The 14639-nt window shown below is 71.0% G+C and carries 12 protein-coding genes; 6 read left to right on the top strand and 6 right to left on the bottom strand.

The annotated features are described in order from the left end of the window. Window positions 1–81 precede the first annotated feature (81 nt). Window positions 82–1521, top strand: coding sequence for a cytosine permease (locus tag EJC51_RS33820; protein ID WP_126274530.1), 1440 nt, complete (start codon window positions 82–84; stop codon window positions 1519–1521). On the opposite strand, the gene EJC51_RS33815 is transcribed toward EJC51_RS33820, so the two are convergent. Beyond that, the gene (locus EJC51_RS33815) at window positions 1518–2606 is read right to left on the bottom strand and encodes a branched-chain amino acid aminotransferase (protein WP_126274529.1); all 1089 of its coding nucleotides are present in this window, start codon (window positions 2604–2606) and stop codon (window positions 1518–1520) included. The two genes, EJC51_RS33820 and EJC51_RS33815, sit on opposite strands and share 4 nt — an antisense overlap. A 258-nt stretch (window positions 2607–2864) precedes the next feature. Continuing rightward, on the bottom strand, window positions 2865–3908 hold the full coding sequence (locus EJC51_RS33810) for a 3-isopropylmalate dehydrogenase (RefSeq protein ID WP_126274528.1): 1044 nt from the start codon (window positions 3906–3908) through the stop codon (window positions 2865–2867). 155 nt (window positions 3909–4063) lie between these two features. Between EJC51_RS33810 and EJC51_RS33805 the strand changes: the two genes are divergently transcribed. Beyond that, complete coding sequence (locus tag EJC51_RS33805; protein ID WP_126274527.1) at window positions 4064–5626, top strand: purple acid phosphatase family protein; 1563 nt, start codon at window positions 4064–4066, stop codon at window positions 5624–5626. A 52-nt stretch (window positions 5627–5678) separates the two neighbouring features. Here EJC51_RS33805 and EJC51_RS49245 read toward each other — a convergent pair whose 3' ends face one another. Both EJC51_RS49245 and EJC51_RS33795 read right to left on the bottom strand, forming a co-directional pair. Beyond that, window positions 5679–5810: a hypothetical protein gene (locus EJC51_RS49245; RefSeq protein ID WP_020121043.1), complete on the bottom strand. Its 132-nt coding sequence runs from the start codon at window positions 5808–5810 to the stop codon at window positions 5679–5681. A gap of 220 nt (window positions 5811–6030) precedes the next feature. After that, window positions 6031–6981 (bottom strand): LysR family transcriptional regulator, encoded by a 951-nt coding sequence (locus EJC51_RS33795; RefSeq protein WP_126274526.1) that lies wholly within the window; start codon window positions 6979–6981, stop codon window positions 6031–6033. A 105-nt stretch (window positions 6982–7086) separates the two neighbouring features. On the opposite strand from EJC51_RS33795, the gene EJC51_RS33790 reads away from it, so the two are divergent. Continuing rightward, window positions 7087–8079 carry an NADP-dependent oxidoreductase gene (locus tag EJC51_RS33790; RefSeq protein WP_126274525.1) on the top strand — a complete coding sequence of 331 codons (993 nt, stop codon included), beginning with the start codon at window positions 7087–7089 and terminating at the stop codon, window positions 8077–8079. Between the two features lie 81 nt (window positions 8080–8160). Continuing rightward, a complete protein-coding gene (locus EJC51_RS33785; protein ID WP_126274524.1) occupies window positions 8161–9039 on the top strand; it encodes an alpha/beta fold hydrolase in 879 nt (292 codons plus the stop codon). Window positions 9040–9088: 49 nt separating this feature from the next. On the opposite strand, the gene pruA is transcribed toward EJC51_RS33785, so the two are convergent. Further along, a complete protein-coding gene (gene pruA, locus EJC51_RS33780; RefSeq protein ID WP_126274523.1) occupies window positions 9089–10720 on the bottom strand; it encodes an L-glutamate gamma-semialdehyde dehydrogenase in 1632 nt (543 codons plus the stop codon). A 38-nt stretch (window positions 10721–10758) separates the two neighbouring features. Then, window positions 10759–11685 (bottom strand): proline dehydrogenase family protein, encoded by a 927-nt coding sequence (locus EJC51_RS33775; protein ID WP_126274522.1) that lies wholly within the window; start codon window positions 11683–11685, stop codon window positions 10759–10761. 142 nt (window positions 11686–11827) lie between these two features. On the opposite strand from EJC51_RS33775, the gene EJC51_RS33770 reads away from it, so the two are divergent. Next, window positions 11828–13033 (top strand): PucR family transcriptional regulator, encoded by a 1206-nt coding sequence (locus EJC51_RS33770; protein ID WP_126274521.1) that lies wholly within the window; start codon window positions 11828–11830, stop codon window positions 13031–13033. Window positions 13034–13129: 96 nt separating this feature from the next. Further along, complete coding sequence (locus EJC51_RS33765; RefSeq protein ID WP_126274520.1) at window positions 13130–14620, top strand: ABC transporter substrate-binding protein; 1491 nt, start codon at window positions 13130–13132, stop codon at window positions 14618–14620. Window positions 14621–14639 lie beyond the last annotated feature (19 nt).

Raw genomic sequence — 14639 nt, 5'->3', positions numbered from 1 at the left:
GGTTCCTAGCAAACCAAGGGTTGACGTGAGACCAGGACCACGCTCACATTGAACGGCACTCAAACCCGAGGGAGACGCAGCATGCCGATGGAACAGCGCGGGGTCGACACCATCCCCGACGAGGAACGCACCAGCGGGCCTCGCGACCTCCTCTCGATCCTGCTCGGCTCGAACCTCTGCCTGGGCGTGATCGTCTTCGGCTGGCTGCCGCCGTCCTTCGGTCTCGACTGGTGGGGTTCGGTGAGCTCGATCGTGGCCGGCACGGTGGTCGGCACCCTGCTGACGGCCCCGCTCGCCCTGATCTCGCTGCGCACCGCCACCAACCTCTCCACCTCCTCCGGCGCCCAGTTCGGCGTCCGCGGCCGACTGGTCGGCTCGGTGGTGGGCCTGCTCCTCGCCCTCGGCTACACCGCGCTGACCGTGTGGATCGGCGGCGATGTGATGGTGGGCGCGCTGGGCCGGCTGGTCGGGCTGCCGGCGAGCGGATGGTCGTACGGCGTGATCTACGGACTGCTCGCGGCGGCGACCGTGGCGGGCGCGGTGTACGGCTACCGGGTGCTGCTCACCATGTCGCGGGTGCTGGCGATCGGCATGACGGCCCTGCTGGCCCTCGGGATCGTGGCCTACGCCCCCGACTTCACCACGGACGCGCTGCCCGCGGCGGGCGGCTATCTGCTGGGCGGCTACTGGCCCACCTGGCTCCTGGCGGCCGTGGCCGCGGGCCTGTCCGGCCCGATCGCCTTCATCACCCTCCTCGGCGACTACACCCGCTACATCTCCCCGGCCCGCCACTCCGACCGCCGCGTCCTGCACGCGACCTGGCTCGGACTGCTGCTCGGCCTGCTGGTGCCGCAGCTCTTCGGCACGTTCACGGCGTACGCGGCCCGCGCGGCGCTGGACTACGCCGGGCCCCTGGTCGACGCCTCCCCGTCCTGGTACCTGGTCCCTCTCCTCCTGGCCGCCTCCGCGGGCTCGGTGGGCAACGCGGGGCTGATGCTGTACTCCATGGGCCTCGACCTGGACGCGATCCTGCCGCGCGCCTCCCGCGCCCGCGCCACGTACACCGTCGCGGTGGTGGCGACGGCCTGCGTCTTCGTCGGCCACTACGCCTCGTCCGCCCAGGACGCGATGACGTCCTTCGTCCTCCTCCTGACGGCGATCGGCACCCCGTGGGCGGTCATCACCCTCGTCGGCTTCGTCCGCGGCCGAGGCGTGTACGACGCGGACGCCCTCCAGGTCTTCAACCGCCGTGCGCGCGGCGGGATCTACTGGTTCCGGGGCGGCTGGAACATCCCGGCCACGGTGTCGTGGGCGCTGGGCGCGGCGGTCGGCCTGATGGCGGTCTCGCTGCCGTCGTACGAGGGCCCGCTGCTGTCGCTGACGGGCGGGGTGGATTGCAGCTTCCTGCTGTCGGGGGTGGTGGGCGGGGTCGCCTACGTCCTGCTCTCACCTCGGCGGAACAGCGGCAGGGCCGCCGCGGAGGTGACCTCCGCGGCGGCCCTGGCCAAGCACGAGGTCTAGCCCAGCTTGTGCATCCAGCCGTGCTGGTCCTCCGCCGTGCCGCGCTGGATGTCCAGCAGGGCCTGGCGGAGCTTCACCGTCACCTCGCCGGGCTCGCCCGCGCCCTGGGTCCACTCGGCGCCGGTGCGCTTGACCGTGCCGACCGGGGTGATCACGGCCGCGGTGCCACAGGCGAAGACCTCGGTCAGGGTGCCGTTGGCGGAGTCGGTCTGCCACTGGTCGACGGAGACGCGGCCCTCCTCGGCCTCGTAGCCGAGGTCACGGGCGACCTGGAGGAGCGAGTCGCGGGTGACGCCCTCCAGGATGGAGCCGGTGAGGGTCGGCGTGACGATCTTGTTGCCGTACACGAAGTACAGGTTCATGCCGCCGAGTTCCTCGACCCACTTGCGCTCGACCGCGTCGAGGTAGCAGACCTGGGCGCAGCCCTGCTCGGCGGCCTCGGCCTGGGCGAGCAGGGAGGCGGCGTAGTTGCCGCCGGTCTTGGCGTCGCCCATGCCGCCGGGGACGGCGCGGACGTGGTCCTCGGAGACCCAGATCGACACCGGCTTGACGCCGCCGGGGAAGTACGCGCCGGCCGGGGAGGCGATGACCAGGAACAGGTACTCGTTGGCGGGCTTCACGCCCAGGCCGACCTCGGTGGCGATCATGAACGGGCGGAGGTAGAGGGACTCCTCGCCGCCGTGCGCCGGGACCCACGCCTCGTCCTGCTTCACCAGCGCGTCGCACGCCTCGATGAACGTCTCGACCGGCAGCTCCGGCATGCCGAGCCGGCGGGCGGAGGCCTGGAAGCGCTGGGCGTTCTTCTCCGGGCGGAAGGTCGCCACGGTGCCGTCGGGCTGGCGGTAGGCCTTCAGGCCCTCGAAGATCTCCTGCGCGTAGTGCAGGACCATCGTCGCCGGGTCGAGGGAGAGCGGCGCGTACGGCACGAGCTGGCCGTCGTGCCAGCCGCGGCCCTCGGTCCACTTGATGACGACCATGTGGTCGGTGAAGTGGCGGCCGAACCCGGGGTTGGCCAGGATCGCGGCGCGTTCCGCGTCGGAAAGTGGCGAGGCCGAGGGCTTGAGCTCGATCGTGGGCGTCGTCATGAGTGGTTGTCCTTCACCGGTTGTGTAGTGACACGGGCCGCCGCTCACGCCCTTTTACTGTCAGTGACCAGTGCTAGGACGTCCGAGCATTCCCTCATTCCGCGGCTCCGCGTTCGATTATCGCGCGCGGTGGTCCGTGGAAGAAAACGGCGTGAATGCGACCCAGGGGTTGATGGTGTCACCCGGCGGGGGACATACGGAAGCCGCCGGGTGCGGATGCGACCCGGCGGCTTCGAGGTGTTGCTGGGCAGCCGCGGGTCAGCCGGCTACTCGTACGGCCAGCGCGTCGCCGATCTCCGAGGTGGAGCGGGCGGGCTTGCCGGCGCGCTCGCCGAGGTCGGCCGAGACGGCGTCCTCGATGCGGGCGGCCTCGGTCTCGTAGCCGAGGTGGCGCAGGAGCAGCGCGACGGACAGGACCGTGGCGGTGGGGTCGGCCTTGCCCTGGCCGGCGATGTCGGGCGCGGAGCCGTGGACCGGCTCGAACATCGACGGGAACTCGCGGGAGGGGTTGATGTTGCCGCTCGCCGCGACGCCGATGCCGCCGGAGACGGCCGCGGCGAGGTCGGTGATGATGTCGCCGAAGAGGTTGTCGGTGACGATCACGTCGAACCGGGCCGGGTCGGTGACCAGGTAGATGGTGGCCGCGTCGACGTGGATGTAGTCGGTGGTGACCTCGGGGAACTCCTCGGCCACCTGGTTGAAGATGTTCGTCCACAGGTGGCCCGCGAAGGACAGCACGTTGTTCTTGTGGACCAGCGTGAGCTTCTTGCGCGGACGGGCCTGGGCACGGGCGAAGGCGTCGCGGACCACGCGCTCGACACCGAAGGCCGTGTTCACGGAGACCTCGGTGGCGACCTCGTGCGGGGTGCCCTTGCGGATGGTGCCGCCGTTGCCGGTGTACGGGCCCTCGGTGCCCTCGCGGACGACGACGAAGTCGATCGCCGGCTCGCCCTTGAGGGGCGTCTCGACGCCCGGCAGAAGCTTCGACGGGCGCAGGTTGACGTGGTGGTCGAAGAGGAAGCGGAGCTTCAGCAGGAAGCCGCGCTCCAGGACGCCGGACGGGACCGACGGGTCGCCGATGGCGCCGAGGAGGATCGCGTCGTGCTGCTTGAGCGCCTCCGCGTCCGCGTCGGTGAGGGTCTCACCGGTGGCGTGGTAGCGCCGGGCGCCGAAGTCGTACTCCTTCGTCTCCAGCTTCACATCCTGCGGAAGGACGGCGGAGAGGACCTTCAGACCTTCGGCCACGACCTCCTGGCCGATGCCGTCACCGGGAATCACTGCGAGATTGATGCTGCGAGACATGTACGGCACCCTACTCCCGCGTCCCATGGGATGACACGACATGTCCGCGATACGGACACCCAGGACCACCCCGGGCTCTGCTGGGCGTCAGCCCTTCGACCGGCGTTCACCCGTACGTATGGCGCTCGTTGGCCTGCGCTGGGAACTTCACCGGCATGGACCTTCCCGACGTAGGCATCCCGCCGCAGCTCGCCCGCCGGATGAGCATGGCGGAACAGCACGAGTACCTGCGCACCAAGCTGACCCGGCGGCGCACGCTGGTGACGGCGGGCGCGGTGGCCGGCGGCCTGCTGACCGGTTGCTCCACGGACGGAAACGGTTCATCACCCCGTACGACGGCAGCCTCCGCGTCCGCGACCGGCAAGGCGCCCGGCTCGGCCGTCGTCCCCTTCGGCCGCCATCTCGCCTTCGGCGCCGACCCGAGGACGCAGATGCGGATCTCGTGGCAGGTCCCGGCGGCCGTCCGCAAGCCGTACGTCCGGGTCGGCGCCCGCCCCGACGACCTCGGCCGGAAGATCGAGGCGGAGGTCCGCGACCTCCACACCCCCGGCGTCACCGGCGTCCGCCCCACCCTCGACCAGTACTACGTGCACGCGGCCCTGGACGACCTGCTCCCCGGCACGACGTACTACTACGGCGTCGGCCACGACGGTCTCGACCCGGCCGCCCCCGAACACCGCTCGACGATCGCGTCCTTCCGCACCGCGCCCACCCGCCCGGAGAGGTTCGTGTTCACGGCCTTCGGCGACCAGGGCGTGAGCAAGGCCGCCGCCGCCAACGACGACATCCTGCTGAAGCAGAACCCGGCCTTCCATCTCCACGCGGGCGACATCTGCTACGCCGACGTCAACGGACGCGGCGAGAAGGCGGACGGCTACGACCCGGCGTACTGGGACCTGTTCCTGAAGCAGAACGAGCAGATCGCGCGGTCGGTGCCGTGGATGGTGACGACCGGGAACCACGACATGGAGGCCTGGTACTCCCCCGAGGGCTACGGCGGCCAGCTCGCCCGCTGGTCCCTCCCGGACAGCGGCTTCGACGCCCGCACGGCACCGGGGGTGTACTCCTTCGTGTACGGCAACGTCGGCTTCGTGGCGCTGGACGCCAACGACGTGTCGTACGAGATCCCCGCCAACCTCGGCCACACGGGCGGGAAGCAGACGGCGTGGCTGGACGACCGGCTCGGGGAGCTGCGCAAGGCGGTGGACTTCGTCGTCGTCTTCTTCCACCACTGCGCGTACTCCACCTCGGCGCACGCCTCGGACGGCGGGGTGCGCGAGGAGTGGCTGCCGCTGTTCGCGAAGCACCAGGTGGACCTGGTGATCAACGGGCACAACCACGTCTACGAGCGGACCGACGCGATCAAGGGCGGCGAGGTGGGCCGTCGGGTGCCGATCGGCGCGTCGACCGATCCGACGCGGGACGGGATCGTGTACGTCACCGCGGGCGGGGGCGGCAAGGACCTGTACGGCTTCCCGGCGGGCGCGAAGGAGAGCTACGAGGGCCATGTGCGCGACGTCGACTCCGTCGACACCTTCCAGTGGACGAGGTCACGGGCCACGAAGGCGGAGACGGTGGAGTGGTCGCGGGTGCGCTACCGGGGGTTCTCGCTGCTCAAGGTGGAGGCGGAGAGCGGCAGCGCGCCGCGGCTCAGGGTCTCGGCGCTCGCGCAGAACGGGGAGCGGATCGACCATTTCGAGGTGCGGCGCGGAGCGTGAGCCCGCGCCGCACCCCGGCGGGTGCGGCTCCCGGATCTCTGTGCGGCGGGCCTCAGTGGCCCGTCGAGCCGCCGTTGTCACGGCGGTCGAGGGCGCGCTGGAGGGCGGCCGCGGCGTTCTTGCGGTCGGACTCGCTCGTGCGGGAGGTGTGACGGACTCGACGGCGGGCGGTCGTCTCGGCCATGAGAAATCGACTCCTTCGAATTCATGGAAGGCAACGGGGGTTGCGAGACGCCGGAAGGGGCGGGGAGCGGTGGGCCGCAGGGGTTGCCTGCACGGGCCCGGCTCACGACCGCCATTCGCTTGATCGAGCGAGACGTTCGGCTCCTACAAAGCTAAGGGAGGAGGCCGTGTCTGTCTCCACAATTACTCGGACTTCCTACTATCTGAGACGGTGGATTGGGTCACACGACCCTGAGCTGGGGTTTTACTGAACCGGCGGCGGGCTTGGCATGGGCCCGCAGCTCGCGGACGAGGGCGCGGACGGCCGCCGTGGCCGCGAGTTCGGGGGTGGTGACGTAACCGACCTCGCGGGTGGGCCGGTCGGGTCCGAGATCGGTGACCTGTGTCGAGAGCGGTGCTCCGGTGAGGGAGAGCGCGGGCATGATCGCCATTCCGAGACCGCTGCTCACCATCGAGAGCACCGCTCCGTCATCCTCGGCGCGGACGGTCGCGGTGGGAATCCAGTCCTGGGCGGCCCACCAGGTGCGGGTGTAGGAGGAGCAGTTCTCCAGCCAGTCGACCAGGGGCAGTGAGCGCGGGTCGGGGTGACCGGCCGGGTGCACCAGGGAGTACGGCTCCTCCAGGAGTACGTCCCCCACGAGTTCCGGCGGGATCGGGGTACTGGTGCCGAAGGTGGCGATGCCGAGGTCGGCCCGCCCCTCCGCCACCGCACCGGCGGTCCCCGGCCCGACCTCCCGGACGACGGTGACGGTCGGCCGCAACGCCGGGTGCCGGGCGGTGAGGCGTTCGAGCACGGGCGGGAGCAGATGCAGGGCGGCGCTGCGGAAGGCGGCGATGCGGAGCGGGCCGGCGACCTCGCCGGGCGAGCCGCTGCGGGTCTCGGCGACCAGCACGTCGAGCATCCGCAGCACCCGCCGTCCGTGCGAGACCGCCCGCGCCCCCGCCGGGGTCGGCCGGGCCCCGAACCGCCCCCGCTCGAACAGGACGACGCCCAGCTTGCGTTCGATGCCGCGCACGGCGTGGGAGACGGCGGACTGGGTGGTGCCGAGCCGGACGGCCGCGGCCGAGAAGGCACCCTCCTCGGCGACGGCGACGAGGACGCGCAGCTCCTGCGGCGCCAGATCGACGGCCGGCGTGCGATCGCTGGTCGACGCGAGATCGCTGGTGCTCACTTCCGGGCTCCCCACCTGCGGCTATGAGGGCGGCTCATGGATCCGCCCGTTGCATGAGCCCAACCCTCTGCCCGGCCGGGGCATTCCTCCGTACGGTCCTCGCTCATGACCGAGACCGCGCTCACCGTCCAGCAGACCGCCCGCCCGATGGGCTTCCCGACCCCGGACCACTTCCGCTTCGCGGAGTCACCGGTGCCCGACCCCTCCCCGGGTACGGCGCTGGTCGAGAACCTCTACTGGTCGGTCGACCCCTACCACCGCGAAATGATGGACGGCGACTTCGAGTTGAACGCCCCGCTGGAGGGCCGCACGCTCGGCCGCGTGATCGCCTCCCGCGCGCCCGAGCTGCCGGAGGGCGCGATCGTCTTCCACCGCCGGGGCTGGCGCACGCACGCCGTGGTCGGCCCGGCGGAAGCCAGACGCGTCCCCGAGTACCAAGGCGTCCCGCTGTCGGCGCACTTGGGCGTGCTCGGCGGCACGGGCCTGACGGCGTACGTGGGGCTGACCAGGATCGCCGGGCTCCGCGCGGGCGACGACGTCTTCGTCTCCGCGGCGGCCGGCGGCGTCGGCACGGCGACGGGCCGCTTCGCCCGCCTCCTGGGCGCGGGCCGGCTGATCGGCAGCGCGGGCTCACCGGCCAAGGTCCGCCATCTGACGGACCAGGTCGGCTACGACGCGGCCTTCGACTACCACGAGGGTCCGGTGCGGGACCTGTTGGCGAAGGCGGCCCCGGACGGTATCGACGTCTTCGTGGACAACGTGGGCGGCGACCACCTGGCCGCGGCGATCGGCGCGCTCCGGGAACGCGGCCGGGTGGTCCGGGTCGGCACGGTCGGCCAGTACAACACCCCGGGCACCAGCCAGGCCCACTTCAACCACGCGGACGTGGTCGAGAAGAGCCTGCGCATCGAGGGCTTCCTGGTGAGCAACTACCGGGATGTCCAGCGGGAGTTGGAGGAGTTCGCCGTCCCGCACCTCCAGCGCGGCACCCTCGCCCTCGACGAGACGGTGGTCGACGGCTTCGAACGGATCGTGGAGGCGTTCCTGCTGATGCTGCGGGGCGGGAACACGGGGAAGATCCTGGTGCGGGCGACCTAACCATTCAAAGCGTCTTGACCGGTGCGGTGACCCATGATGGACTGACCTAACCATCAAAATACAATTAAGAGGTTAGACGTCATGGTCACCGCTCACCGCACCACCACCGTCCGCGGCCTCGACATCCACTACCGCGAGGCCGGTCCCGCCGACGCCCCGGTCCTCCTCCTGCTCCACGGCTTCCCCACCAGCTCGCACATGTTCCGCGAGCTGATCCCCCGCCTCGCCGACAGCTACCGCCTCATCGCCCCCGACCACATCGGCTTCGGCCGCTCGGCGGCCCCGGACGCCGCCGACTTCCCCTACACCTTCGCCGAACTCGCCTCCATCACTGGCGAGTTCACCGAGCAGCTCGGCATCGAGCGGTACGCCCTCTACATCCAGGACTACGGCGCCCCGATCGGCCTGCGGCTCGCCCTCGCCCACCCCGAGCGCGTCACGGCGATCGTCACCCAGAACGGCAACGCCTACGAGGAGGGGCTGGGGAAGGAGGCCTGGGCGCCGGTGCTCGCGCTGATCGCGGAGCGGACGCCGGAGACGGAGGCGCCGGTGCGCGAGATCAGCTCACCGGAGGGCATCAAGTGGCAGTACCTGCACGGCGTACCGGAGGAGTACCGGGCGCTCGTCGCGCCGGAGGCGTACGAGCACGACGCGGCACTGATGGCGCGCCCCGGCCAGGCGGAGATCCAGCTCGACCTGATCTCCGACTACGGCTCCAACTTCGCCCTGTACCCGGCCTTCCACGAGTACTTCCGCACCAGCCAGGTCCCGCTCCTCGCCACCTGGGGCGCCCACGACGAGATCTTCGTCCCGGCCGGGGCGCTGGCCTTCCAACGCGATCTCCCCAAGGCCGAGATCCATCTGCTCCCCACGGGCCATTTCGCCCTGGAGACCCACGCCGCTCAGATCGCGGACCTCATGCGGGGCTTCCTGGACCGGCACCTGTTGCCCACGGGATGACCGAAGGGGCCGGACAACAGCCCGGCCCCTCAGCTCATGTGACGTGACGTCAGCCCATGTGCGGGTACGTGTAGTCGGTCGGCGGGACCAGCGTCTCCTTGATGGCGCGGGTCAGGGTCCAGCGCATCAGGTTCTGCGGGGCGCCCGCCTTGTCGTTGGTGCCGGAGGCGCGGCCGCCGCCGAAGGGCTGCTGGCCGACGACAGCGCCGGTGGACTTGTCGTTGATGTAGAAGTTGCCGGCCGCGTAGCGGAGCTTCTCCATCGTGTACGCCGCCGCCGCACGGTCGGACGAGATCACCGAGCCGGTCAGGGCGTAGTCGGACGCCGACTCCATCTGGGTCAGCATCTCGTCGTACCGGTCGTCCTCGTAGACGTACACCGCTAGGAACGGGCCGAAGTACTCGGTCGTGAAGACCTCGTTCTCCGGGTCGGAGCACTCGACGACCGTCGGGCGGACGAAGTAGCCGACCGAGTCGTCGTACGAACCGCCCGCGACGATCGTGCAGGTCGGGTCCGACTTGGCGCGGTCGATGGCCGCCTTGTTCTTGGCGAACGCGCGCTCGTCGATGACCGCGCCGATGAAGTTCGACAGGTCGGTGACGTCACCCATGGTCAGGTAGTCGACCTCGGCCGCGAACTCCTCCTTGAAACCGGAGTTCCAGATGGACGCCGGGATGTAGGCGCGGGAGGTGGCGCTGCACTTCTGGCCCTGGTACTCGAAGGCACCGCGGGTCAGGGCGGTCTTGAGGATCGCCTTGTCGGCGCTCGGGTGGGCGACGACGAAGTCCTTGCCGCCGGTCTCGCCGACCAGACGCGGGTAGGAGCGGTACTTCTCGATGTTGTTGCCGACCGTCTTCCACAGGTACTGGAAGGTCTTGGTGGAGCCGGTGAAGTGGATGCCGGCGAGGTCGCGGTGGACCAGGGCGACCTTGGAGACCTCGATGCCGTCGCCGGTGACGAGGTTGATGACGCCCTTGGGCAGCCCGGCCTCCTCCAGGAGCTGCATCAGCAGCACGGCGGCGTGGGTCTGGGTCGGGGACGGCTTCCACACGACCACGTTGCCCATCAGCGCGGGCGCGGTGGGCAGGTTGCCCGCGATGGCCGTGAAGTTGAACGGCGTGATCGCGTAGACGAAGCCTTCGAGCGGGCGGTGGTCGAGACGGTTCCAGACGCCCGGGGAGTTCGCCGGGGGCTGCTCGGCGAGCAGGTCACGGGCGTACTTGACGTTGAAGCGCCAGAAGTCGACGAGCTCACAGGGGGTGTCGATCTCGGCCTGCTGGGCGGTCTTGGACTGGCCGAGCATGGTGGAGGCCGCGAGGGTCTCGCGCCACGGGCCGGCCAGCAGCTCGGCCGCGCGCAGGATGATCGCGGCACGGTCGTCGAAGGACATCGCGCGCCAGGCGGGCGCGGCGGCGAGGGCCGCGTCGATCGCGTCCTGGGCGTCCTGCTGGGTGGCGTTGCCGTAGGTGCCGAGGCGGGCCTTGTGGTTGTGCGGCTGCACGACGTCGAAGCGCTCACCGCCGCCCATCCGCTTCTCGCCGCCGATGGTCATCGGCAGGTCGATCGGGTTGTCGGCCAGCTCCTTGAGCTTGGCCTCCAGGCGGGCACGCTCGGGCGAGCCGGGGGCGTAGCCGTGCACCGGCTCGTTGACGGGGGTGGGGACCTGGGTCACAGCGTCCATGAGATCCGTAACTCCTTGTACGTGAGCGGGTGTTCGGGTCAGCCCTTGGTGAGGGTCGAGCGGACGAAGAAGAGGAGGTTCGCCGGCTTCTCCGCCAGGCGCCGCATGAAGTAGCCGTACCAGTCGGTGCCGTAGGCGGTGTAGACGCGCATGCGGTGGCCTTCGGCGGCGAGCCGCAGATGCTCGTCGCTGCGGATGCCGTACAGCATCTGGAACTCGTACTCGTCGAGCTTGCGGCCGGCCTTGCGGGCGAGTTCCTGGGCGATGGAGATGAGGCGCGGGTCGTGGGAGCCGATCATCGGGTACCCCTCGCCCTCCATCAGAGTCTTGAGGATGCGGACGTACGCCTTGTCGATCTCGTGCTTCTGCTGGTAGGCGACCTCGGCGGGCTCCTTGTAGGCGCCCTTCACGAGCCGGACGCGGCTGCCGGCCTCGGCGAGGCGGCGGGCGTCGGCCTCGGTGCGGAAGAGGTAGGCCTGGATGACGCAGCCGGTCTGCGGGAAGTCCTTCCGCAGCTCCTCGTGGATGGCGAACATCGAGTCGAGGGTGGTGTGGTCCTCGGCGTCGAGGGTCACGGTCGTCCCGATGGCGGCGGCGGCCTCGACGACCGGGCGGACGTTGGCGAGCGCCAGCTCGTGTCCGCCGTCCAGCGCCTGCCCGAACATCGACAGCTTGACGGACATCTCAACCCGCTCGCCGAGGCCGAGGTCGCGCAGCCGGTCGATCAGCGCGAGGTAGGCGTCGCGGGCGGCGGTGGCCTGCTCGGGGGTGGTGATGTCCTCGCCGACGACGTCCATCGTCAGCTCCAGGCCCCGGTCGGTGAGGCTCTCGATGATCGGCACCACGTCGTCGACGGTCTCGCCGGGGATGAAGCGGTCGACGACCTGCTTGGTCACCGGGGCCGCCGAGATCAGGCGTCGCATCCGGTCGCTGCGCGACGCGGCAAGAATCACGGGACCCAGCACGGGGCACCTCCACAAACCAGCAGGAACATGCCGCTGTCCGACAACGCGGGTACGGCACGGAGAACCACCGTGAAACCTAAGGATCCCTCCGATCGTCGACCATCGACAGCTGTCACGCATCCGTGCCGCAGATCTCAGACAGATGTATGAAGGGGCTGCGATCGTGCGGGAGAATGCGGGAGTGACCGCGGATTACAAAGGTGACTATCAGGAGCTGGTCGACGAGATCTCGGAGCTCCTCGGCGTCCCGGCGACCCTGGAGAACCGCGACTTCGAGCTGATCGCCTTCGGGGCCTACGACAGTGAGGGCGACCTCGATCCCTCGGCCCTGGACCCGGTGCGCACCCGCTCGATCCTGACCCGGCGTTCGACGACGGCCGTCCGGACCTGGTTCGAGGGCTTCGGCATCACCCGCGCGACCGGCCCGGTCCGTATCCCGCCGACCCCGGAGGCGGGCGTCTATCGCGGACGGATCTGTCTCCCCGTACGCCATCGGGGTGTCGTCCTGGGATATGTCTGGCTGCTGGAATCCGATCCCGGGCCCACCGACGCCCAGCTGACCGCCGCCATGGAGGTGACCGTCCGCATCGGCGCGCTGCTCGCGGACGAGGCGCAGCACGGGGCGGATCTCAGCCGGGAGCTGCGGGCGGTACTGACCGCCGAGCGCGGCTGGCAGGGCGACATGGCGGTGGCGGCGCTGCGTACGGCCCTCGGCCCGCGCGGCGACGGCCCGCACGCGGTGGTGTGTGTCGCCCCGTGGCCGTCCGCCGACCCGGACGACGCCCCGTCGGCCCGTACGGTCCCGCACACGACGGCGCTGTGCACGGTGCCGTGGGGCACCACGGCCCAGAGCCTCGCGCTCCTGGTCCGACTCCGTTCACCGGAGGCACGGACCCCCGCGCTGACGGCGGCACAGCGGCTGCTGGGGGAAGGTTCGACTCGGGCGGCCGGCGTGAGCGAGCCCCGCACCGACCTCGCCGACCTGGCCGCGTCCTGGCAGGAGGCCGCGGCGGCGGCCCGCGCGGCCCGCGCGGAGCCACGGCTCGGCCCGGTCGCACAGTGGTCGACGATCGGCCCGTACCGCCTGCTCACCTCACTCCCGCCGGACACGGCCCACGACCCCGCCGTACGCCCCCTCCTCTCCCCCGCCCACCGCGACCTCGCCCGCACCGCCGAGACGTACCTCGACTGCGCGGGCCAGGCGGGGCGCACGGCGGCGGCGCTGGGCATCCACCGGCAGACCCTGTACTACCGCCTCTCCCGGGTCGAGCAGCTGACCGGCCTCGACCTGGACGACGGCGAGGACCGGCTGCTGCTGCACATGGCGTTGAAGGGGGCACGGCTCTAGACGAGCGGTCGGCGGGAGGGATTATTGAAAACGATTGTCATCATGCTACGGTCGGCGCACACCGTCTCTTGACCACCCCTTTACCCGGAGGGTTCCGTGCGCCTGCCCGCTCGCCACCTGCTCCCCGTCACCGCCCTCACGGCGACGTCCGCGCTGCTCACCGGCTGCTTCTCCGGGGCGGGCCCCGCCGCCGGGGGCGACGGCAAGCGGGTGCGCGTCGCGATGATGCAGCCGCCGCGCTCGGGGCTCTCCCCGCTGTCGGACGACGCGTTCAAACTGTCCCGCTGGTCGACCGCCGAGACGCTCGTGAAGCTGGACGCCGACGGGGACGCCGAGCCCGCGCTCGCCACCAAGTGGCGGCAGAGCGGCCGCACGTGGACCTTCGAGATACGCGACGGCGTCACCTTCCACGACGGCAGCGCGCTCGACGCGAAGGCGGTCGTACGCTCGCTCACCACCGCCGCCACCGCCTCCCCCAAGCCCCGCATCCTCGACGGCGTCGACCTGACGGTGCAGGCCCAGGACTCCGACACGGTCACCGTCACCACCGCCGACGAGGACCCCCTCGTCCCGCAGCGGCTCAGCTCGCCCCAGCTGTCGGTCCTCGCGGCGAAGGCGTACCGCGGGAAGACCGTGAACCCCGTCGGTGCCGGCACCGGCCCCTTCGAACTCACCAAGGTCGACGGCACCTCCTCCGCCGCCCTCGACCGCTACGACGGCTACTGGGGCGAGCGGGCCAAGTCCCCGGGGATCGACGTGACGTTCGTCCCGGACGGCACCGCCCGCGCCGCCGCGCTCAGAAGCGGCGAGGCCGACATCGTCGAGGCCGTCCCCGTCTCGCAGGCCGCGCTGCTGGACGAGGATCTCGTCACCGAGGTGCCGATGCCCCGCACCAACACCCTCTACCTCAACACCTCCGACGGCCCCTTCCGCGACGCCGGCCTGCGCGCCGCCGCCCGGGAGGCGATCGATGCCCGGTCGATCGTGGCGGGCGTGTACGAGGGGCGCGCCGATGTCGCCGAGGGGCTGCTGGGGCCCGCGCTGCCGTGGGCGGCCGAGTTGCGGTCGAAGGAGAAGCGGACCGCCGCCTCGAAGGCGGACGGGCGGTCCGTCACCATCGGCACCTTCACCGACCGCGCCGAACTGCCCGAGGTCGCGGCCACCCTGCAACAGCAGCTCCAGAAGGCCGGGTTCAAGGTCACGCTGGAGATCCGCGAGTACGCGAACATCGAGACCGACGCGCTCGCCGGGAAGTTCGACGCGTTCATCCTCTCCCGCGCCACCGTCCTCGACTCCGGCGACCCGGCCGCCTACCTCTACAGCGACTTCGCCTCCGACGGCTCCTTCAACATCGCCCAGCTCGCCGACGCCCGGGTGGACGCGGCGCTGCGGAAGGCCGCCGGGACCGGCGCGGGCGAGGCCCGGCGGAAGGCGGTCATCGCCGCCGAGGCCGCCGTGCTGGCCACCGACGCCGCGATCCCGATGCTCCACGAACGGGTGATCCAGGGCGACGCCGCGGGGGTCGTCGGCGCCGCGCACGACCCGCGCGAGCGGGAGCTGGTCACCACCGACACGTACGTCAAGTGAGCGTGCGGAAAGCAGCGCC

It is taken from the genome of Streptomyces aquilus, from assembly GCF_003955715.1.
Taxonomy (GTDB): Bacteria; Actinomycetota; Actinomycetes; order Streptomycetales; family Streptomycetaceae; genus Streptomyces; species Streptomyces aquilus.
Note: the sequence above shows the minus strand (reverse complement) of the source record. Positions and strands in the feature narration are given on the sequence as shown.

Coding starts and splice junctions, on each gene's coding strand:
- EJC51_RS33820 (WP_126274530.1), top strand. CDS start 82: ATGCCGATGGAACAGCGCGGGGTCGACACCATCCCCGACGAGGAACGC.
- EJC51_RS33815 (WP_126274529.1), bottom strand. CDS start 2,606: ATGACGACGCCCACGATCGAGCTCAAGCCCTCGGCCTCGCCACTTTCC.
- EJC51_RS33810 (WP_126274528.1), bottom strand. CDS start 3,908: ATGTCTCGCAGCATCAATCTCGCAGTGATTCCCGGTGACGGCATCGGC.
- EJC51_RS33805 (WP_126274527.1), top strand. CDS start 4,064: ATGGACCTTCCCGACGTAGGCATCCCGCCGCAGCTCGCCCGCCGGATG.
- EJC51_RS49245 (WP_020121043.1), bottom strand. CDS start 5,810: ATGGCCGAGACGACCGCCCGCCGTCGAGTCCGTCACACCTCCCGCACG.
- EJC51_RS33790 (WP_126274525.1), top strand. CDS start 7,087: ATGACCGAGACCGCGCTCACCGTCCAGCAGACCGCCCGCCCGATGGGC.
- EJC51_RS33785 (WP_126274524.1), top strand. CDS start 8,161: ATGGTCACCGCTCACCGCACCACCACCGTCCGCGGCCTCGACATCCAC.
- pruA (WP_126274523.1), bottom strand. CDS start 10,720: ATGGACGCTGTGACCCAGGTCCCCACCCCCGTCAACGAGCCGGTGCAC.
- EJC51_RS33770 (WP_126274521.1), top strand. CDS start 11,828: ATGTATGAAGGGGCTGCGATCGTGCGGGAGAATGCGGGAGTGACCGCG.